This is a genomic window from Herbidospora mongoliensis (assembly GCF_001570545.1).
Classification (GTDB): domain Bacteria; phylum Actinomycetota; class Actinomycetes; order Streptosporangiales; family Streptosporangiaceae; genus Herbidospora; species Herbidospora mongoliensis.
Genome location: NZ_BBXD01000026.1, coordinates 1 through 20186 on the forward strand (window position 1 = coordinate 1; position 20186 = coordinate 20186).

A 20186-nucleotide genomic window follows, 5' to 3' on the forward strand; every position below is an offset into this window, starting at 1 on the left:
GATCTCCACCGATCCGCTGCTGATCGACAAGATCCGGGACGTCGTCGGCCTCTACCTCGCCCCGCCGGCGAACGCGGTGGTGTTCTCCGTGGACGAGAAACCTCAGATCCAGGCCCTGTCGCGGACCGCGCCGGTGCTGCCGATGCTGCCCGGCGTCCCCGAGCGCCGCAGCCACGACTACAAACGTCACGGCACCATCGACCTGTTCGCCGCTCTCAACACCGCGACCGGCCAGGTGATCGGGAAGCTGTCGGCCCGGCACCGGGCCGAGGACATCCGCGACTTTTTGGCCGAGATTGACCGGCGCACCGAACCCGCTCTGGACATCCACGTGATCTGCGACAACCTGTCCGCGCACAAGACGCCGGCGATCCGCCGCTGGCTGCTGGACCATCCCCGCTTCCAGCTGCACTTCACCCCGACCTATTCCTCCTGGATCAACCAGGTCGAACGATGGTTCGCCGAACTCCAGCGGCGTTGCCTCCAACGCGGGGTCTTCTGTTCTGTGGACGAGTTGACCACCGCGCTGGAGAACTGGATCGAGGTGTGGAACGCCCACGCCCGGCCCTTCACCTGGACCGCGACCGCAGACCAGATCATCGACCGAATATGCCGCTACTGCTCAAAAATCTCCGGACCGGCTCACTAGTTGCGCTGTTACGTGAGCGCGAGGACGTCACTCGGCTGCTGGACCTTGTGATCACTGGTGATGGCTACGCAGCACCAGCGTTAATCGATGCCCTCAAGATGTCTGGCCGGGTTGAGGAGTGGGAGCGAGTGAGGCTGTTCGGGTTGCCAGCTCCAGAATGAGTCTGTTTGAAGCGCGGCCATCAGTACGTACCTGTTGTGCAGTTCGTCGGCTCTGGGGTAGCCGCCGTGTTTCATAGACGACGGCCTATGAAACACGGCGGCCGGGCGCGATCATCCAGGGCCAATGACGTTTCATGTGTCGTTGCAAATGACTCGACCACTGAAACGTATACATGAAACACTTCGGGGGTGAACGACGACGACTTCCGGCGCGTGGAAGCAAAAGACTGTCCGATGTCGGCCTGCGCTGCCCCCGCCGGGTCGCCATGCCGGACAAGCAAGGGCAAAGTGGCCGTGCAGTACCACGCGGCACGTTTCCGGCTGGTGCCCCATCTGGCCAAGGCGCTCAACGTTGCCACCCCCGCTGTCCGTAAGCCGGGGTCGGGATGGATCGAGCTTCCCCGCCCTGCGGCGGCCGGCGTCGAACCGGTCGGGCACATCCGGATCGGGTATGCCCGCGCATCGACCGTCCGGCAGTCCCTGGACACCCAGCTCGACTCGCTCGCAGCGATCGGCGTGACCCGGATCTTCCAGGAGAAGATCTCCACGCGCGCCCGCCAGCGGCCCGAGCTCGACAAGGCGATCGCCTTGGCCCGGGAGCTGCGGGCCTCGGGGGTGGCGGTCACGATGGTCGCCCACGAGCACAAGCGCCTGGGCCGGGGACTGGAACTGGCCGAGCTCGCCGAGCAGCTCAAGGCCTACGACGTTGGGCTGGAGTTCCTGACCGGAGAACTGCAAGGGTCACACGACCCGAGCGGGGTGGTGTTCACCGTGCTGGTCGCCCTGTCGGGGATGGAACGTGAATACATCCGGGACCGGACCCTGGAAGGCCACGAGTCGGCCCGCACCCGCGGGAAGACCATCGGCGGCGCCGGCGTCACCGACGACACCATGCTGTCCATGGCCCTGCTCCTGCGCGGACAAGAGCTGAGCCTGCGCGACATCGCCGCCAAACTCGTCATCACCAAAGGCAAAAAGAATGGCCGGCGCCCCTCCCCAGCGACGGTCATGCGAATGCTCCGGGAACACGATGAGACGACCGCTGCCGCCAACAAAACGAGCAGTTGACCAAACCCCGCCCCGGTGAAAATCAGGGCACCTTTCGTGCCGGGCCCGGACCGTGCTGCTGTCCAGCACGGTCCGTGATTCCGCCATCATCGCCATCCGTGGAATCCCGGTGTGGCAACTCCACTCCAGGAGTGTTCTGTGGGTGGCTTTCCCGCCGGAAACGGCCGAGCCGGATCACCGGGCTCGGCCGTTTCCCTTCCTGACGCCTGACAAGCAAACCGCTTTTAGTTACGGATCCGCCCCCCCTGGCACCGACCACCGCCCCCGGTCCGCGCCGCACCCGGCGCCAGTCACCCGTGCCCGGCCCCCACCGTCACGGATCATCGGCCACCGGACCGAAGGCCATGGAGCCCACTGTCAGTTGTGCACGGAGAACGTCAGGATGGTGCGGTCGTCAGGTTGCCCGTCCGCATCGTTCTGCACTCGGATCTGCCTGGCGGCGGCCTGTCCTGGCCAGAGCCGGAACATGCCGATGTTCCCCTGGCCCTTCCTCTGCGCGAGTACGAACAGTTCTACAACCGGCACCGCGCCCATCAATCCCTTGCCCAGGCGGCCCCGCTGCGTGCCGTCCCGGATCCGATCATCGATCAGGAGCGGATTGAGATCTTGACCATCCGTCGGTGGGACCGGCTCGGCGGAATCCTCCACGAGTACTCACATGCTAGTTGAACTGCATGGATGGAATTTCGGCAGGGACAGCGTTGTGGGGAAAGCGCTATCGCAGAGCGGCGGTGCCACCAGTACAGGACCGATTTCGGGGTTGATGCGGCTCGCTTAGGACCTCACACTGAGTGGAGTGGAGAAGGCGACTCATTACCAGAAGGAAACCTATCGATGCCGAATCACGAAATTCCTCTACATGTAGTCAGCGTTACCGGAATTGTAGTAAGGGATGACGGCATGATCCTAGCAACTCGAAGGGAGGACGACGGAAGTTGGGTCCCGCCAGGCGGGATCCTTGAATGGGGAGAGGGCTTTGAGGAAGGAGTTATTCGTGAGGTCCTCGAGGAGACTGGTGTCACTGTGAGCCCCATCCGCGTGACCGGAATCTATAAGAACCTCGACAGGTTCACTATTTCGATAGCATTCTTGTGCAGTGTGAGAAGTTATGGAGAGCACAGCTCCGACGAGACGGCTGATATGGGATGGTTCACTGTGTATGATTCTCAGGCTATGATGCCGCCGATCCGAGCGATCCGCGTTACGGATGCACTAAGAAATGGCGGACTCGTTGTTCGGTCTTACAGAAATACTCAAGCAGATTTCGACTAAAACCGAAGCGGAGAGAAGGGCATCATGCGCTTATATCTGCGAACACTCCGCATCCCCGCATTAGTCATGATTGGTATCACCATTGTAGTCTTCCTCTTAACTAGGCGATCGTCAATCGTGGAAGACGGTACCTTTTTGGGGCTGCTATCGCAATTTGATGGCACAGCTACCACGGTCTTCGTCGCTTTGGCGACCCTTCGATCCAGTTCTGACGAGAAGATTAAGGCTGCTTACGCCCTACGCCGTTCCATACAGATTCGTTTCGCGGGAATATTTGCGCTAATCTCATTTGTGATCGCCACCACTTCTGTGCATTACAAATTTCTCGGCGCCTGGGCGCTGGCTCTGAACGTAGCTACGGTAGCCGCCATCGCATGGGGGCTTGTAGGGGCTCGAATGGAATCATGACCCTTAGACTTGAGTACGATCTCACGCTTACCCCTCCAACCCATGTAGATCGCGTGGTGGAGACAGTTCGTACGGGGTTGCTGGCGCACCGTACAAATAAGTTTGCGGAACTCGAAATGACCTACCGGACGCGTTCGGGTGCGGACGGTCTCGCGCTGTCATTAAGCGTGAATATCGAACTACCCGATTTCGGTATGATGGAACGTGGCGCTGCTGGCCTTGCAGCCTTTCTCGGCGGCACAAGTTTCCGAGATCCGGAGATACGAAGCGCGACTCTGAGCACCTTCAGCCTGAGCCGCGACGATTCATCTTTCCCAGGCCCCCTACACGGAATAAGCCTGCTTGCAACCTCAGCCTGGACTTCGCCATTGCTTTCAGTTCCGATCCCTAAGTCCATCGCACGCAACTCCTGGGCTGACGTTAGCCGGACTCTGATTGACAGCGGAGTTCAGGTTCTTACCGATCTTAGTCTGAACCTCACAGACAACGAGATGGCCTCTCGCGTGGCCGCTGTGTCAGAGGCAGCAGATCCGCAGAGGCCGGTTGCAATCTTTTTGAATGCGACGACCCGCCTCGAATACACATTGCGGCTCGCCGAAAAAATCGTGACCACCCTCCAACCGAGAGCGCCAAATATTCGCATCGGAGTTCGTATCTGCCCCGTCGCAATGGGTTTCTCGGTTTTCGAGTACCTGCGAACTTGGAACTTACCGATTTTTGCGTATACGCTTACAGCATATCCAGCCGGACACGCCGCTTGGAGCCAAGCTGCTTACGCATCCATGGTCAATGCAATTGGAGGAGATATTGTTAATGTTGGGCTCTTGAGTCTGACCGCACTACACAGAGGGACCCTGCACGAGACAATTATGCCGTTACTCAATAAGGGAAACCTCGCCAGGGCCAGCTTGCCCGCACTGACAGGAGGCATTGAGCCGAGGGTTGCTTATGAGTATGCAAGGATCCTCCAACATCCTTTCGTGCTTCACACCATGACGCCAGTGTTTCGGGATGGTATAGACAGGAAAAGCCTTAGAAGGCGCGTTCAGGCAATAAAGGAGGCAGCCGTCGCCGGTAGGCAGTCATTTAATATAGAGGAGCTGTTTGCGGCAAGAAGTCCAATCGTGAAAAATTGGCAAGAGATTGAAGAAATTGATTCTCGAAGATGAAAGGAAATAGAGTGGATATCGTCCATGTCCTCGGTTCCGGATCGGCGAAGCCGACTGCAAATCGCATCAACTCATCATATTTGATCGAGACGGCGTGTCTTTCGCTTATCGACTGTAGTGGCAGCCCATCTCACGAGATATTGCGTCGCGGCCTCGACATCACCGTACTTCGGCACGTCTACCTGACCCACGGTCATGCCGACCATATCTATGGCCTTCCTAGCCTGATCCATTCTCTATGGATGCTTGGCCTATTCCGTGAGGAGCCTCTCGCCATCTATGGCTCACCTAAGACTCTTGAGGTGGGTAGAGCGCTACTGGCCCCTTTCGGCCTCGAAGAACGGAAGAACGCAGTCCGCATTCAATGGAACCCTGTAAACGCCTGGTCAGCTACCGACCTGAACTCTCAATACGGTCCGCCGGTTACAAGCTTTCCAGTTACCCACGGGAACGATGAGGCGGTTGGGTACCGACTCGCAGACACGATCTTCACGGGAGATGCCGTATGCGATGACCTTCTAGCGTCAGCCGTTGACGAAACGGCTAGATCGATCATCATTGACTGTGGCGGCGGGCTCAGCAGTACGCCGGGTCATGCAGGAGCCGACGACATTGCAGATTTTCTGCGGCGTCGTCCCCATCTTGTTTCGGCCCACCTCACCCATGTGGGGTTCTCGTCCGATGAGGAGGAGCTGGTGCTAGAAAAGTTCCTGGATTGCCTTGCCAGCGTTCGTTTGCTCTCTGATGGTGATCAGTTTGAGCTTAGCTGAAAGCACCAGATGTCTCCTTCCAGTTCCGGTTTTCTGCAGCATGGGCGGTTCTGGGTCGACGCATCTCAGAAGTGCATTGACTGGGTTAGGCCTTACTGTACATAACAAACCTGACATCGTATTCCACCGCCACTGGGTGAAACAGGGCTCGGACGCACGAATCAAGGAATTCGCAAGAAGAACAGGCGGCGTGCAGCTGAGTGAACGTCCCGGCCTTCACCATGTACGCGAATATCTCGATCTAGTCGCCAGTACTCCGAATACAACGGCCGTGTTGAGCACGTGGGCAGAGCAGCATCTGCTTCGTTTATGTGGTCGACGTCGCATAATCTTTCTTCTCCGAGAACCAACTGCAGCCTATCGATCTATGTGCGAGTTATCACGTCATGGCGATGTTGCAGCTCAGTATGGCGGGCCAAATTCCTGGTTTGCCTATTTCTATGCGGAGCGCTGGCGAAAAACTGCAGATGAGTATCTGGCTTTGAGTGAAGCCGGCTGGAAAGTCTCTCTATGGCCTTATGAAGATTTCCCCATGCATGCCGGACGGGATGGATTTTATGGAATTGCCAGAGATTGGCACCCATCCCCACCCCGCGTCCGGCCAATGCTGGATAGCGAAACTATAGACATCATTAAAACGATTACGAATGATGTGCGTCGCAGGCTGGGTTTTCAACCTTGGATCTAGCCTGCGGCCAGAAGGTCGCGCAAACTTGACTAAGCCGAGCCAAGCGCCATTGCATAAAGGGAACTGATATGGAGCCACAGGTAGTAGGCGAGGTTACACTTGGCCATAGGAACGCATTTGAAACGGGTGTCGTCATATACGGGCCGGCATCTATCGGGGATGAAAATTTCTTTGGCGCTTACGCCGCGATAGGCGGGATCTCCCGACAGTCGTACAGATTGAGCAGGGAAAGAGGCTTGGGCAGAGTTGAAATTGGCTCCGGCAACTATTTTGGAGAACGCGTTGTAATACATAGGCCAGTAGGTGAGTGTACCGACGTGGGCGACTTTAATTCGATTGGTGCTGGAACCCATATCGCGCACGACTCCCGAATAGGATCACATGTAACGGTATCGGTTAACTGCGCCCTCGGCGGCTATTCTGTAATGCTCGCCTGGAGCGGTCTAGGTATTGGCTGCGTGGTTCACCCTCGCACCGTAATGGGCCATTGGTCTTTCGCGGGGATGGCTGCGGCAGTTACGCGGAACGTGGGAATAGGCGAGCTTGTAGTTGGAAACCCCGCTTGCTTTTTACGGTACAACTTTGAGGCTTTCGCTAGAAGCGGACTCAGCGCCCGCGACGTCATTCATCTTCGAGAGTTTCTCGAAGATGGAATTCCCCCCTCCTCGGATTTTCTTCACCGTGCGGTGAGTGAATATAGATCAATGGAGGCAGGGGCTGTGCGTAATCGCGTCCTGCGCTCATGGGCGGATCTGCTAAGCGAGGTTCCGTATGATCCACCGTAGGGCGATCTCCGGTTTAGCTCGGATGTTTTGTTGCCATATGCATCAAAACGAGTTGGATCCGGTCGCAGTTCCATCAATGGCTGATCTAATGACACTTACTAAGGCTCTCGGCGCCGGAGGGCGGGTCATCAGATCCGTGTTCTTCGGGTTCAAGGCGGGAGTAGACGTCTGGATCTCCAGAGCTAGTTTCGCTGCCGATCACAAACTTCGCGACGCCTTGCTGCTTGCTCTGCGTACGGGCTGCGATTCGCGGGACATTGCCGCCTTGAAGATGTGCGGGAAAGACGATTTATCGCTTCTGTATGACGTAGTTCCACGCAGTAGACGTGCGGAGCATCGGGACTGGAACAATTGCCGGATCGGCGCAGCGATGCTTAATGATAAAGCTATCTGTAATGAACGAGCCCGAGGGGCGGGAATCAAAGTTCCCACTCAAGTCTCCCTCGATGGGTCAATAGTCGTCAGGTCTACAAATAGATCAAATCTTCTGGAATTCAGCCACCCAGCAGTGACTCCTAATACGTTGTGGATGTTAAAGGATCGACAGGGCCTGCAAGGCGATGCCGTTTGGGCAGGAAAGGCGTGCACTCCGCTGGTCGCCCGAGAACTTGGGGATGATGTCCTTGCAAGGATGCTGGAGCATCTTGGGAGGAGTGGCCGACTAGTGGCAGAAGAATTCCTGCGCCCGGAACGCTACTTCTCCGATGCCGGCGACACTGCATTGCCCACAGTTCGCGTTGTTACATCAAAGCTAGGCACGACAACTGCAGTCGTCGGGCTGGTCCTTTTTCGCGGCGCGTCCGGTTCACTCACATCACATCGAAAGCATGGTGGGAAGTTATATGTTATCAACGATAGTGGTGCATGTAGTGAAGGGTTGGACAAATTCGGGAAAAGGTGGGAGGCGTGCGGATTTGAGTTTAGCTCGCCTCAATTGGATGATATTCGGGTCATGTGCCTGAGAGCACATGAGCTATTTTCGTGTGTCGGGTCGATTGGCTGGGACGTAGGAATTTCAAATCAAGGCATGTTTCTACTAGAGGGCAATCCGAATTGGGGCATGAATGTGCCTCAACTGCTACCCGGGAGAAGCATGCTTCAAGACTTTACTAGTTCTCGGTTCCGTGACACCTGGACGATTTCCCGTATCCGGCGGAGGTAATTGGGTTGCTCATCAAAGGGTGCGGAGGAGAATATGCGGCCGCAGCGCTTGAACTAGCCGGACCGGTCGGCCTACGTCTTATTCGCATAGAATCGCTTCCCGGGTCACCCAATGACCCGATCTATAGCTTTCTAAGGCGATGTACGCTAAAGAGCCTGAGCGGGCTTTCGAGTTCTGGCCTAGTGGCAGAGCACCGGGTATTTTTCTTCGCTATCCATCGGAACGAAATAGTCGGTTGCACGTCGTATGTCGAGGGACGCAATACTAGGTATCTGGACCATTCAGGCTCCATGCGCACAGTAGAAGGAGTCTATCTATGCTCCTCGGAGGTGCTACCCCGATTTCGGGGGTTTGGAATAGGTGGTCTTCTCTATCGGCGACGCCTTAGAGAGTGTCAAATATCCTGGCCCTCCGCCGTCTTGGAAGTATTAGGAACTGGTTCCCCGCGCTCAGTCCACCATTTGGCGATGCCTGGATTTAGTTGGCATTTGTCTCGAGGTTTCCATGTCATTGGTCACAGCTGCGATGAGGATCTCGGTCCAGTACTCAGATGGGCTAGTTCATGACGTTCATGGGCTCTGTTCCTGGAGTTCAACTCGGTGGCAGTGGCAGCAGTTGGCAGAGACTCTTCGCATGGATGTGTTTGTCGTACGCGGGCGCGTAGCGGCAAGTCAGCAATTAGACGAACGGTCAAGGCTGCGTGATTGATGCACGCGACAAGTTGACAGCAACAGCATCTCAGCCTCGAGCGCAATTATCGACGAGTGGCTGGCGGCCAAGTGGGGCAAACTCTCACTGGTCCGCGTTCCGGCCTAGAACTGTGTGTCTGCCGATTATTCCATCCGTCCAGGTCACGGCCTTGCAGGCAGGCTTCGATTCCTGAAGAGGAACAGTGCGGCAGGATGACCGGTCATGCTCCTTCGTTTGGCCTACCTGACCGTCACGAACACCTTCGCGGCGCTGCGGTTACTGCCGATGGGAGATCGGGAAAAGGACATCGAGATCCTCGCCCTGCGTCACCAGATCGTCGTTCTCGAACGGCAACTCAGCGTCGGCGCGCGGGTGAGGTTCGCTCCTGTGTTCCTCGCCGCTCTCCTGGCGCCGCTGCCCCGAGACGTCCTGCGCCGGCTGATGCTTCTCATCCGGCCGGACACCGTCGTGCGGTGGCACCGCGATCTGATGAAACGGCGTTATGCTCGTGCCTGCGCGCCGAGACGGCGTGGACGCCCGCCAACCGTCCGCTCTATCCGCGTCCTTGTCCTGCGCCTGGTCGGGGAGAACCCCTCCTGGGGCTACCGGAGGGTCCAAGGAGAGCTCGCCACACTCGGCATCACTGCGCCTGCCGATAATTGCATCCGTGCAGGTCGGTGAGGTTTGTCTGGTTCCTCTGGGCCAGCGCGTGTCCTGGCCTGGAGCAAAGGGGCCAAACGCAGCAGGATGATCGTTTGTGTTCCTTCGTCTGGCCTATCTCACCATCACGAACGCCTTCGCCGCGCTACGGCTGCTTCCGATGAGCGATCGCGACAAAGACGCCGAGATTCTTGTCCTGCGCCACCAGATCACCGTCCTTGAACGGCAGCTCGGCGCCGACAAGGTGAGATTCGCTGCGGAGGATCGAGCCTTCTTGGCTGGACTCCTGACACCGTTGCCTCGCGAGGTTGTGCGCCGGCTACGGCTGCTTGTTCGACCAGACACCATCCTGCGCTGGCACCGCGACCTGGTGAAACAGCGTCACGCGCGCACCTGCCGGCCGAAGCGGGCTGGACGTCCGCCCACGGTCCGCTCTATCCGCGCTCTCATTCTGCGTCTGGTGAAGGAGAACCCGTCCTGGGGATATCGGCGGGTGCACGGCGAACTCGTCACCCTTCGCATCAAGATCGCCCCTTCTACCGTGTGGGAAATCCTCAAACAGGAAGGCATCGACCCCGCCCCTGACCGCGCATCCACGACGTGGGCCGATTTTCTGCGCTCCCAAGCGGGTGCGCTACTGGCCTGCGACTTCATCGAGACCGTCACCCTGAACGGCCAGCGCCAGTACATCCTGGCCGTCATCGACCACGCCACCAGGCGCGTCCGCGTGCTGGGCACCACGGCCCACCCGACCGCCACCTGGGTCATCCAGACGATCAAGAACCTCGTCATGGATCTGGAGGACGCGGGCGGCCGGGCACGTTACCTGATCAGAGACCGCGACGGGAAGTTCCCCGTCCTGATCGACGAGATCCTCGCCGATGCCGGCATCCAGACTGTGCTCACCGGCGTCCGCGTGCCCCGCATGAACTCCATCATGGAACGGTGGGTGCAATCGTGCCGCCACGAACTCCTGGACCGCTGCCTGCTCTGGAACGAACGCCACCTGCGTCACGCCCTACGCGAGTACGAGGAGTTTTACAACCAGCACCGAGCCCACCAAGCCCTTGCACAGGCGACTCCACTGCGGGCCGTCCCGGTTCCGATCACCGACCCCGAACGAATCACCAACCTGAACATTCGCCGACGAGACAGACTCAGCGGAATCCTCCACGAATACCAACATGCCGCTTGAACTGCATGGATGAGGTTTTCGGCAGGCGCACAGCTCGTTCTCCTTGAACTGCCACAGGCGCCAGTCACCGAAGGTATGCCACCCGCTCATGCGCCCTTCCACCGCGGTGGGACGCAGCCCTTCGTTCAGGATCGCGGAGTGCCCGAACGCCACGAGCCGCGCGCTGTCCACCGGCACCGCCTCCGACAGGCGAACGCACGGGTGTCCCTTCGCGTTCTTGTCCTCAACAGCGACCACGGCCAGATCCGGGAATGGCCACAGTGCTCCCTCGCCCGGGCCGTGTGGTTGTTGATCTGTCACGATCCCGTTCATTGTGTGCCCGGCCCACCGGACCTGAACCGAACTGCCCACGCCGCCGGGGACGACGTGAGCGCAGGTGAGGATGATTCCTGGAGCGATCCATGCTCCGGAGCCGCCCTCATCCGGAGCATCCTCCAGATCCCGGCCAAGCCGTACCATGCACTCGGCTGTCAGCTCATTCAGCTGTACCTGTGGGTCCGCCACGCCTGGGCCTAATCCTCGTCTTCGGCCGGTGCCGCCCCTACCGGCTCGATCGTGGTGCTGGTCTTCGACGTGCTCCAAGTCAGGCTTACCTTGAGGCTGGCCTTGCCGCCAGCCTCTGCCAGTATGCTGGTCAGCTTTCCTGACTTGAGGGTCAATTCGAGCCCGAACTCGACTTGTACTTGGTCGGGCAAAAGGTCGTCCACCGCGGCGCGAAGGCTCTTGGAGACTCCGTGGACGGTATCGCGCAGCTCATCGACATTTAGGCGGGGCATTGCGCCAGCGGTCACATTCGCGGGCCCATCCACCGCTACATGAGCCCAGATCACTTCACCACCGGGCAGCAGCACCTGCATGGCCTTACTTGTCATCGCACCCCGTCGCATGGGCCGGTAACCGGACGCTAATGAAATGTGGCAATTACACTACCGCCCACACATAACCGAGGTAACCCAAAGGCTTGTTTGCGTCCTCTCTGAATTGGGGTTGTTACGGACGTAGCCCTGCCGGCAATGCCGTCGAGTGAGCTTCATATTTCCGCAGAAGGAGGCCGCGGGGCTCGGCGCCCAAGACGCGTTCGCAGATGGGCAGCAGCGCGGCGAACGCATCCCGCGTCCCGACCGCATCCCCCGCCATCCCCGACCAGAGGGCGAGTTGGTGCCGGGTGGTCAGCGTGTCTGCCCTGGCGAACGCATTCTGCGACATGGCCACGTGACCTCGTCCTGGTGGTGGCATGAGCGGTGCGCTGGCCTCTTCTCTTACCACAACACCGTGGTTTGATGCGATAAGCGTCTGGCGCACTTGGACCAGATCGCCCGCGACATGATCGTCGTCGCGCAGGCGGCGGCGCGGGCGAGAGCGCCTGAGGTGCCAGCCCCCGCGAGAAGAAACGGGCAGCGAACCTACCGAGGGGTGGACAGCTAGGTGAGCATCAATTTCGGCGTGCTGAACAAGGGGCCAGGCCCCGAGCAAGCAGTGCAACCGCGGGACATCTTCAACGCACTGCCCAACAAGCCGCGCGGGATGGACTACCTCCGGGGTCCGCAGGACCAGGTCCTGCAGGAGTGGTGGAACCGGCGGCTAGCCCGGGATCTGGTCATCAAGATGAACACGGGCGGCGGGAAAACGGTCGTCGGGCTGTTGATCGCACAAAGCTCGCTGGCCGAAGGCACGGGCCCGGCCGCGTACCTGGTGCCCGATCACTACCTCGCCGACCAGGTGACGGCGGAGGCCCGGCGACTGGGCATCGCGGTCACGAACGACGCCAGAGACATGGACTATGCGCGCGGCCGGGCGATCCTGGTCGACGTGTTCCAACGACTCTTCAACGGCCGGTCGGTGTTCGGCGTGGACGGCAGCGCCGGCCGGGCCGCCGCAGTCCCGGCCCCAGGGGCAATCGTCATCGATGACGCGCACGCCTGCCTTGGTAAGGCCGAGCAGGCGTTCCGGCTGATCGTCCCGAGGGACAGCCCCGCCTACGACAAGCTCCTGGTCCTGTTCCAGGATGCGATCGAGCAGCAGTCACCCACCTCCTACCTGGACCTGGCCGACGAGCGTCCGCGCGCGGTCCAGATGGTTCCCTACTGGGCCTGGATCGACGGGCAACGCTCGGTCTTGGAGACGCTGCACCCACTCAGCAGCGAGGCGCCGTACATTTTCGCCTGGCCGCTGCTGGCCGACATCTTGCCCGACTGCCGTGCGGTCTTCACGGCCGACAGCCTTGAGATCGCGGCCCCCTGCGTCAACTCCGACGTCCTTCCCGGGTTCCGGCAGGCCGGGCGACGCATCTACCTGACCGCGACCCTCGCCGATGACGGCGTCCTCGTTACTGACTTCGGCGCCGACGCGGACGAGGTCGAGCACCCGATCGTCCCCGCCAACGCCGGCGACATCGGCGATCGCCTGATCCTGGTCCCGCAGCAGACGCACCCCGCCGCGTCCGAGGACAAGATCCGAGAAATCATCCTTGGCCTAGCCGGGACGCGGAACGTCGCCGTCATCGTGCCGAGTGATGCCCGGGCCGCGTACTGGCGGGAGGATGCCACGATGGTCCTGAACAAGGACAACCTGGCGGCCGGGGTGGAAGCGATGCGCGCGGACCCCGCCTCCGGCCTGTACGTACTCGTCAACCGGTACGACGGCGTCGACCTCCCCGGCGACGCCTGCCATGTGCTGGTGATCGATGGCCTGCCGGAGGCCTTAGGCGGGATCGAGCGGGCCGAGGCTGCCTACCTGTCGGGTACCCGCGTGCTGACCGCCAGACAGGTCCAACGGCTGGAACAGGGCATGGGGCGTGCCACCCGCTCGAACGAGGACTACTGCGTGGTGTTCTTGCTCGGGGCGCGGCTCGCCGAGCGGCTGCACGGCCGGGCTGCGCGCGCTGCCTTCTCCCCGGCGACCCGCGCGCAGATCGAGCTGTCGGAAGACGTGGAAGACCTCATCGGGGGAACCGACATCGGCACCCTGCGGCAGGCCGCCCAACAATGCCTGGACCGCGATCCCAACTGGCTCGCGGCAAGCAGAGGGCGGCTCGCCACCCTGCGGTACGGGGACGCCATCGTCACCACCTTCGCCAGGGCAACCCGCGCAGCCTTCGGGCACGCGGCCGCCAAGGACTACCGGGCCGCCGTCGCCGAGTTGCAGGAGGCCGTCAACGGCACCAGCGACCTGGCCGTCAGCGCCTACCTCAGGCAGCAGCTCGCTGCCTACCAGAACCATTTCGACCCGGCAGGAGCCCAGCAGACGCAGAAATCGGCGAACGCAGCCAACCGGAACCTGCTGCGCCCGCTGGAAGGCGTCAGGTATGAGAAGCTGTCCGCGCCCGCCTACGCGCAGGGGGCCGCAGCCGCCGCCCATCTCCAGAGGGCCTGCGGCTCCGGCAACGAACTGCTTATCAAGCTGAACGCGCTGATCGGCGACCTGGACTGGGGACCCCGCACCCGCGCCTTCGAACAGGCATGGGCGGACCTTGCACGCGTGATCGGCTTCGCGAGCCAGCAGCCCGAGCATGAGACCGGCCGCGGCCCGGACGGCCTGTGGGCCGTCGCCGGCGGGACCTTCTACGTCATCGAAGCCAAGAGCAGTGCCAAGAACGACCATCCGGTCTACAAGTCCAGCGCACGGCAGCTGTCCAACGCGATGGACTGGTTCACCGCCGAGTACACGACAGTCGCGACGGCAATGCCCGTCCTGATCCACCCCCGCGCGCAATTCGAGAGACAGGCAGCCGTCCCACATGGCTGCAGGGTGGTCACGACGCAGAAACTGACCCGTCTCCGCGACGCCTTCAGGAAGCTCGCAACCGAGCTTGCAGCCGACGACGCGTTCCGCGACCCCGTTCGGGTCGGCAAGCTCCTGACATCACACCACCTGACCGCCGACGCCTTCTTGAACGCCTACACCCAGCGGGCGATCCCGGCCCAATAGTTGCCCCTCCGCGCCAGCCAGGACGATGACGTCACCTTTGCTCCTGTGCGGCGGCCTCCGATCCTGACCCATGACCTGCAGACCTTGTCCCTAACTGATAGGGCCGCTCGTCCTCATCCCAGTCCGACATGTAGGCCTCAGGTTCCAAACCGGCTCGCGAGGATCTGCTGAGTGTCCTTCTCATCGAGGTAGCCGACGTGCACGACGCCGTCGCGGACGTCGATAAGCTGCCTGACCTGGTCCTGCGGCACCGTGATGCCACGGAGAACGGCCTGAACGCTGTTCCTGCCGACAATTCCATCCGTCCAGGTCACGGCCTTGCAGGCGGGCTTCGATTCCTGAAGAGGAACAGTGCGGCAGGATGACCGGTCATGGCCCTTCGCCTGGCCTACCTGACCGTCACGAACACCTTCGCGGCGCTGCGGTTACTGCCGATGGGAGATCGGGACAAGGACATCGAGATCCTCGCCCTGCGTCACCAGATCATCGTTCTCGAACGGCAGCTCGGCGTCGGCGCTCGGGTGAGGTTCGCTCCCGAGGACCGGGTCTTCCTCGCCGCTCTCCTGGCGCCGCTGCCCCGCGACGTCCTGCGCCGGCTGAGGCTTCTCATCCGGCCGGACACCGTCGTGCGGTGGCACCACGATCTGATGAAACGGCGTCATGCTCGTGCCTGCACGCCGAAACGGCGCGGGCGCCCGCCACCCGTCCGCTCCATCCGCGTCCTTGTCCTGCGCCTTGTCCGGGAGAACCCCTCCTGGGGCTACCGGAGGGTCCACGGAGAGCTCGCCACGCTCGGCATCTCGGTCGCGCCGTCCACGATCTGGGAGATTCTCAAGCAGGAAGGCATCGATCCGGCACCCGAGCGGGCGTCCACCACCTGGGCTGACTTCCTGCGCTCCCAAGCCGAGGCGCTGCTGGCCTGCGATTTCATCGAGACTGTCACCCTTGATGGGCGGCGTCAGTACGTCCTGGCCGTCATCGACCACGCCACCAGACGCATCCGTGTGCTCGGTGCCACCGCTCACCCGACCGCGCATGGGGTTGCGCAAGCGGTCAGGAACCTGGTGATGGATCTGGAAGACGCCGGCTGCCGGGCCCGCTACCTGATCCGCGACCGGGACGGGAAGTTCCCCGCGCTCATGGACGAGATCCTCGCCGAGGCCGGCATCCACACCGTGCTCACCGGTATCCGGATGCCGCGGATGAACGCGATCATGGAACGGTGGGTGCGGTCCTGCCGCCGCGAACTATTCGACCGCTGCCTGCTCTGGAACGAACACCAGCTGCGGCACGCGCTACGCGAGTACGAACAGTTCTACAACCGTCACCGAGCCCATCAAGCCCTCGCCCAGGCGGCCCCACTGCGTCCCGTTCCGGCTCCGATCATCGATCAGGAGCGGATCGCGAGCTTGACGATACGCTGGAGGGACCGGCTCGGCGGAATCCTCCACGAGTACTCACATGCCGCTTGAGCTGCACGGATGGAATTTTCGGCAGGCACACAGTCCTGCAAGAGTACGCCGATCACTACAACGCGCATCGCCCGCACCAGTCCCGTCAACAGCGGCCACCTGATCAAGACGAGCAAGTTGTGGTGCCGCTGGAAGGCCGGATTCAGCGCCGGAAGGTGCTCAGCGGAGCGATCAACGAGTACTACCGAGCCGCGTAACTGACCTTATGAAACGCCAGATCAGGCCATGTGTACGAGTTTTGAAGCGGTACAGGTCAGTATGCTCGCGTTGGAAGCCACTCTAATGATCATTTTTGTGGTCTCTGACAACTACGTCAACCAGCACCTCTGCTGTGATTCTTTGAGATGCCTTTCCTGACCCGCGACGGGCATCTACTCCGAAAGAGATAATTCGGCGGATGCCCGCAGTGTGTGATTCTGAGCGCGGGCGCGATCGGCAGCCCATACATACGTGGCAAAAGCAACTCCACCAGCCATAATATATGGTAACGAATGTAGCCCTGTGACGCCAACGGCAGCAGCACCCATGGCAGCAGTAGCCGCTGTCGCCAACCTGCGCGCGGGTCCGTCATACGCCGCCAGCCGAAGATTTACAAACGTCTCCTTGTATATATCCCGCTTGTATGCAATCCGCCTGATGGCATCCGCGTAGTACTCGAATGTGAGGGCGACAGCGCGTTGCGCACCCTCGTTCATCGGATTCGCATGCCAGTAGTCAGTGGCGGCGAAGTAGTCCTGACCCGACGGGCTTTCGCGCAACCTGACGAAAGCCTCAGTGTCCATGGTGAGGAGCACATGCCGAGGGGGTAGCCGGGCGGTGATTGTCAACTCGGCCGCGTCACTTGGCGAGTCCTCGCCCGCAGGTTCCAATGCGGCCAGCGTGGCAATACTGTACTCCGGATGGAAGTTCGGAAAATTCGGGCTTACTCCGAAAGAACGGGCTTGACTGTAAGCATAGCATTCATTCATCCAGAAACACAGCACCTGTAACGCAAGGTTCTCTTGCGAGCTTCGCGCGGCGGGAAATAATTGACTGATGTCATCAATCGGTCGGTCGTTTATTCCTACCGACTCGCCCAGAGCGGCCATGTAGTCGCCCCGCCGGAACCCGGTGGCCCGCTGTCCTCTGGCCTGATTAAGTGCCCCGTACCGCCACGGCCCCGTAATCTCCCAGATTCTTTGGACGAGTGGAGATGATAGAGGTGGCTGATCGCCGGGTGGCTGAAAGAACCTTACCAAATTCTCCTCGAATGACGCCCCAACACTGCTGGCCGGCCAAGGTATCGACCGAAAAAGCTCGCTGCGCCGCACTGCTGTATCGAGCCGCGAGGTAATGTGCTGAAGGTTCTCCTCGTATGGAAGCAGTCCTCGAATGCCGGTATCGCGAATTGTAGTGTAAGCCTGCGTGAATCCCGCGCAATCGATCTCCCGGAATGCGGGGATAATAATCCCCTGCGAAACGCCTGCTTCCAGTAGACTCGTCTGACCATTAAGCATCGCGCTGCGAAAATGTCCCATCAGCCCACGGGATATGAAGAAGAACACATCCGGGACAAGGACTGCCTTCTCGAACAGGATATTGTTCAGCAGGCTCTGTTCGAAATTGCTCTGCCAGGCCGCCGGGTCGACGAACGACTCGGCTTGCCGGTCGAGCACGGATAAATACACCGTCCCAGGCGGCAGGACAGAATTACGATCACCGGATCCCGACACGATGAACCTCGCTTTGGCGAGATATTAGGTAGCCTCGATGACATCACATCGGACTGGCTCGGGCAATACTCCGAACTTCGTTTCCGTGTTAAGAAACCGAGTGGAAGGAGCGATGTAGATCCATGGACGGTCTCTAACTGGCCGCAGAGATCAGTTCCGCGTCGGGTACCTGTGGGGTGCGGATACTCAGCCGTAGTGGTTTACCTGCGAGTTCGTGGCTCAAGCATGATGAGGTCTCGGGCATCCTGCTGACGGTGTTGTGGTCCTTTGAGCCCTTTTCATCCTGAGTGGCGATCGGTTTCGATGGCCTCCAGGGTGAGGACTGCCTGCACGATCGCGGTGGCGCGGTGCGGGCAGCAGCGGAGTTTGGCCAGGACTTTCCAGGTCTTCAACGTTGCGACCGCGCGTTCGCCCATGGCCCGGATGCGGGCGTGAGAGCGGTTGACGGCCTTCTGGCCAGAGGACAGCCGTGGCCGATACCGATGGCGCTTGAACGGGGTGCGGATGGTGCCGCCCGCGCCTTGGTAACCCTTGTCGGCGAGGACCTGCACGCCGGCGCTGGTCAGAGCGTCGATGAGGCCGATGGTCAGATCGTGCACGGCGCCGGGCAGAGCTGGGGAGGCCCAGACCAGCCGGCCGATGGGGTCGGCGAGAACCTGGACGTTCAAGCCGTGACGCCGGTGTTTCCCGGAGTAGTAGGGCTTTTGATCGGCGAGTCGGTCGATGGGGATGAGGGTTGCGTCCAGGATGGCGTAGGCAAGGCGGCCGGCTCGTGCGACGGCGGCGTGGAGATCCTCGGCCAGGGCGGCCAGGAGGTCGACGCTTTCTCGCACGTAGCGCCAGGCGGTGGCGGTGCCGATGGAGAACCCCGAGGCCAGCTGGGTGTAGGTGTCGCCGTTGCGCAGGTGGGCGAGTACCAGCAGGGCTTGCCGTCCGGCGCTCAGGCGCCGCCATCGGCAGCGGCGTTCGGCACGGCGGGCGCGGATCAGGTCGGCCAGGCGGGCCAGGGTGCGGTTCGACAGCGGAATCGCGGCACGGTAAGACAGCAACGAGGCTCCCGGTTGGGGCATCGGATCTTGGTCGACTGCTGTCTTATCGGGAGTCTCATCTCGACCTCAACCCTGGTTCCTGCGCCTCCCGTGACCAGCACCGTCACGATGGAAAAGGCTCTTTCTCTACCTCATCCTCGGGCGTGTCTTCCAGTTCCTGGTCCTGCTGGGTCGCGGTGATCGGGCCAAGGCGGCCGAGATCGTGGTGCTTCGTCATCAGCTGGCCGTATTGCGCCGTCAGGTGAACCGTCCCGATCTCCAGTCGGGAGATCGGGTCGTGCTCGCGGCTCTGTCGCGGCTGCTTCCCCGCTCGTCGTGGGATGTCTTCTTCGTCACCCCCGCGACCTTGCTGCGCTGGCACCGCGCCCTGGTGACACGCCGCTGGACCTACCGTCCAAACGCCCGGGTCGTCCCTCCACTCGTGCGGACATCCGGGAGGCGGTGTTGCGCCTAACGCGGGAGAATCCCACGTGGGGTTACCAGCGCATCAGCGGAGAGTTGACCGGCGTCGGCTTGCGGGTACCGCCCAGCACCGTACGCGACATCCTCAACAGAGCCGGACTCAGTCCGGCGCCACGTCGCACCGGCCCGAGTTGGAGTCAGTTCCTTAAGGCGCAGGCCGAGGGCATCTGGGCGTGCGATCTGTTTCACGTCGATACGATCTTCTTCAAGCGGCTCTACGTTCTGTTCTTCATTGAGCACGCCACCCGCGTGGTCCACGTCGCCGGCGTCACGGCGCATCCGACCGGCGCCTGGGTTGCTCAGCAGGGCCGCAATCTGGTCATGGGCCTGGGCGAACAGGCTGAGGCGATTAGATTCGTCATCTGCGACCGCGATGCGAAATTCACGGCGGTCTTCGACGAGGTGTTCACCTCACTTGGCGCCCGCGTCATCATGATGCCGGTGCGCGCCCCGCGGGCCAACGCGATAGCCGGGCGCTGGGTCGGCACCGTTCGAAGGGAATGCACCGATCGGCTGCTGGTCTACGACGAAGGCCATCTCCGCCAAGTCCTGCAGAGATACCAACGGCATGACAACCAGCACCGTCCTCATCGCTCACGAGGCCGTCGGCCACCTCAACCACCACATGACCGGGCTACACCCACCGATCTCGATCAGATACGCCTGCAACGCAGTGAGCTACTTGGCGGCCTGATCAACCAATACCGGCGGGCCGCATAGACGAAGTAGAGATAATCACAGGTCAGAGGCCATCTCCGGGTTTTCGCACCCCACAGGGCCAACGAGTCGCGCCGGCGCTGGCTGTGATCCCCGCGTCCGTCGTGCTGATATCGGCCGGGCTGATGAACGTCCAGATGGGCTTCGATGTCGGGACGTTGGGCGTCAAC

General features: G+C 61.0%; 20 protein-coding genes and 1 pseudogene. 14 read left to right on the forward strand and 7 right to left on the reverse strand.

The window, feature by feature from the left end; all coding sequences use genetic code 11:
- Both AW272_RS36130 and AW272_RS36135 read left to right on the forward strand, forming a co-directional pair.
- Nucleotides 1-649 (forward strand): IS630 family transposase (locus AW272_RS36130; RefSeq protein ID WP_157519120.1); only part of this gene is annotated, 649 nt, incomplete at its 5' end.
- A 350-nt stretch (nucleotides 650-999) separates the two neighbouring features.
- Nucleotides 1000-1878 (forward strand): recombinase family protein, encoded by an 879-nt coding sequence (locus AW272_RS36135; RefSeq protein WP_245657897.1) that lies wholly within the window; start codon nucleotides 1000-1002, stop codon nucleotides 1876-1878.
- A 357-nt stretch (nucleotides 1879-2235) separates the two neighbouring features.
- Here AW272_RS36135 and AW272_RS42765 read toward each other — a convergent pair whose 3' ends face one another.
- Nucleotides 2236-2526, reverse strand: a complete 291-nt coding sequence (locus tag AW272_RS42765) for a hypothetical protein (RefSeq protein ID WP_066374635.1) — start codon at nucleotides 2524-2526, stop codon at nucleotides 2236-2238.
- A 186-nt stretch (nucleotides 2527-2712) separates the two neighbouring features.
- Between AW272_RS42765 and AW272_RS36145 the strand changes: the two genes are divergently transcribed.
- The 9 genes from AW272_RS36145 to AW272_RS36155 all read left to right on the forward strand — a co-directional run bounded on the left by AW272_RS36145 (nucleotide 2713) and on the right by AW272_RS36155 (nucleotide 10677).
- Nucleotides 2713-3150, forward strand: a complete 438-nt coding sequence (locus tag AW272_RS36145) for an NUDIX hydrolase (protein WP_066374637.1) — start codon at nucleotides 2713-2715, stop codon at nucleotides 3148-3150.
- A 24-nt stretch (nucleotides 3151-3174) separates the two neighbouring features.
- Nucleotides 3175-3558 carry a hypothetical protein gene (locus AW272_RS42770; protein WP_157519122.1) on the forward strand — a complete coding sequence of 128 codons (384 nt, stop codon included), beginning with the start codon at nucleotides 3175-3177 and terminating at the stop codon, nucleotides 3556-3558.
- Nucleotides 3555-4727 (forward strand): hypothetical protein, encoded by a 1173-nt coding sequence (locus AW272_RS42775; RefSeq protein WP_157519124.1) that lies wholly within the window; start codon nucleotides 3555-3557, stop codon nucleotides 4725-4727. The genes AW272_RS42770 and AW272_RS42775 overlap by 4 nt, the downstream gene beginning before the upstream one ends.
- Before the next feature lie 11 nt (nucleotides 4728-4738).
- On the forward strand, nucleotides 4739-5497 hold the full coding sequence (locus tag AW272_RS41365) for an MBL fold metallo-hydrolase (RefSeq protein ID WP_218011173.1): 759 nt from the start codon (nucleotides 4739-4741) through the stop codon (nucleotides 5495-5497).
- 367 nt (nucleotides 5498-5864) lie between these two features.
- Nucleotides 5865-6185 (forward strand): hypothetical protein, encoded by a 321-nt coding sequence (locus AW272_RS42780; RefSeq protein WP_157519126.1) that lies wholly within the window; start codon nucleotides 5865-5867, stop codon nucleotides 6183-6185.
- A gap of 1056 nt (nucleotides 6186-7241) precedes the next feature.
- Nucleotides 7242-8132 carry a sugar-transfer associated ATP-grasp domain-containing protein gene (locus AW272_RS46155; RefSeq protein WP_369408823.1) on the forward strand — a complete coding sequence of 297 codons (891 nt, stop codon included), beginning with the start codon at nucleotides 7242-7244 and terminating at the stop codon, nucleotides 8130-8132.
- A 182-nt stretch (nucleotides 8133-8314) separates the two neighbouring features.
- A complete protein-coding gene (locus AW272_RS46160; protein WP_369408817.1) occupies nucleotides 8315-8698 on the forward strand; it encodes a GNAT family N-acetyltransferase in 384 nt (127 codons plus the stop codon).
- Nucleotides 8699-9056: 358 nt separating this feature from the next.
- Nucleotides 9057-9503, forward strand: a complete 447-nt coding sequence (locus AW272_RS36150) for a hypothetical protein (protein ID WP_218011174.1) — start codon at nucleotides 9057-9059, stop codon at nucleotides 9501-9503.
- Nucleotides 9504-9579: 76 nt separating this feature from the next.
- Nucleotides 9580-10677 carry an integrase core domain-containing protein gene (locus AW272_RS36155; RefSeq protein ID WP_066374638.1) on the forward strand — a complete coding sequence of 366 codons (1098 nt, stop codon included), beginning with the start codon at nucleotides 9580-9582 and terminating at the stop codon, nucleotides 10675-10677.
- A gap of 45 nt (nucleotides 10678-10722) precedes the next feature.
- On the opposite strand, the pseudogene AW272_RS46165 reads toward AW272_RS36155, so the two are convergent.
- Both AW272_RS46165 and AW272_RS36165 read right to left on the reverse strand, forming a co-directional pair.
- A pseudogene (locus AW272_RS46165) lies at nucleotides 10723-11136 on the reverse strand (trypsin-like peptidase domain-containing protein); the annotation flags it as partial.
- Nucleotides 11137-11189: 53 nt separating this feature from the next.
- Nucleotides 11190-11534: a CU044_2847 family protein gene (locus AW272_RS36165; protein WP_066374642.1), complete on the reverse strand. Its 345-nt coding sequence runs from the start codon at nucleotides 11532-11534 to the stop codon at nucleotides 11190-11192.
- 568 nt (nucleotides 11535-12102) lie between these two features.
- Between AW272_RS36165 and AW272_RS36175 the strand changes: the two genes are divergently transcribed.
- Nucleotides 12103-14604, forward strand: a complete 2502-nt coding sequence (locus tag AW272_RS36175) for a helicase C-terminal domain-containing protein (protein ID WP_066374646.1) — start codon at nucleotides 12103-12105, stop codon at nucleotides 14602-14604.
- A gap of 137 nt (nucleotides 14605-14741) precedes the next feature.
- On the opposite strand, the gene AW272_RS42790 is transcribed toward AW272_RS36175, so the two are convergent.
- Nucleotides 14742-14918, reverse strand: a complete 177-nt coding sequence (locus AW272_RS42790) for a hypothetical protein (protein ID WP_157519130.1) — start codon at nucleotides 14916-14918, stop codon at nucleotides 14742-14744.
- A 57-nt stretch (nucleotides 14919-14975) separates the two neighbouring features.
- Here AW272_RS42790 and AW272_RS36180 point away from each other — a divergent pair, with 57 nt between their 5' ends.
- Nucleotides 14976-16076, forward strand: coding sequence for an integrase core domain-containing protein (locus AW272_RS36180; RefSeq protein ID WP_066374648.1), 1101 nt, complete (start codon nucleotides 14976-14978; stop codon nucleotides 16074-16076).
- A 371-nt stretch (nucleotides 16077-16447) separates the two neighbouring features.
- Here the strand turns inward: AW272_RS36180 and AW272_RS42795 are convergent, their stop codons facing one another.
- The 3 genes from AW272_RS42795 to AW272_RS44605 form a co-directional block, all read right to left on the reverse strand.
- A complete protein-coding gene (locus AW272_RS42795; protein ID WP_157519132.1) occupies nucleotides 16448-17731 on the reverse strand; it encodes a hypothetical protein in 1284 nt (427 codons plus the stop codon).
- Between the two features lie 335 nt (nucleotides 17732-18066).
- Nucleotides 18067-18837: a transposase family protein gene (locus AW272_RS36185; protein WP_066374650.1), complete on the reverse strand. Its 771-nt coding sequence runs from the start codon at nucleotides 18835-18837 to the stop codon at nucleotides 18067-18069.
- Between the two features lie 103 nt (nucleotides 18838-18940).
- Nucleotides 18941-19198, reverse strand: coding sequence for a hypothetical protein (locus tag AW272_RS44605; protein ID WP_218011175.1), 258 nt, complete (start codon nucleotides 19196-19198; stop codon nucleotides 18941-18943).
- Between the two features lie 137 nt (nucleotides 19199-19335).
- Here AW272_RS44605 and AW272_RS36190 point away from each other — a divergent pair, with 137 nt between their 5' ends.
- Nucleotides 19336-20019 (forward strand): integrase core domain-containing protein, encoded by a 684-nt coding sequence (locus tag AW272_RS36190; RefSeq protein ID WP_218011176.1) that lies wholly within the window; start codon nucleotides 19336-19338, stop codon nucleotides 20017-20019.
- Nucleotides 20020-20186: the final 167 nt, after the last annotated feature.

What these genes read in the sequence shown, in the direction of transcription:
- AW272_RS36145 (WP_066374637.1), top strand. Translation starts at nt 2,713, where the DNA reads ATGCCGAATCACGAAATTCCTCTACATGTAGTCAGCGTTACCGGAATT.
- AW272_RS42770 (WP_157519122.1), top strand. Translation starts at nt 3,175, where the DNA reads ATGCGCTTATATCTGCGAACACTCCGCATCCCCGCATTAGTCATGATT.
- AW272_RS42775 (WP_157519124.1), top strand. Translation starts at nt 3,555, where the DNA reads ATGACCCTTAGACTTGAGTACGATCTCACGCTTACCCCTCCAACCCAT.
- AW272_RS42780 (WP_157519126.1), top strand. Translation starts at nt 5,865, where the DNA reads ATGTGCGAGTTATCACGTCATGGCGATGTTGCAGCTCAGTATGGCGGG.
- AW272_RS46155 (WP_369408823.1), top strand. Translation starts at nt 7,242, where the DNA reads ATGTGCGGGAAAGACGATTTATCGCTTCTGTATGACGTAGTTCCACGC.
- AW272_RS36165 (WP_066374642.1), bottom strand. Translation starts at nt 11,534, where the DNA reads ATGCAGGTGCTGCTGCCCGGTGGTGAAGTGATCTGGGCTCATGTAGCG.
- AW272_RS36180 (WP_066374648.1), top strand. Translation starts at nt 14,976, where the DNA reads ATGGCCCTTCGCCTGGCCTACCTGACCGTCACGAACACCTTCGCGGCG.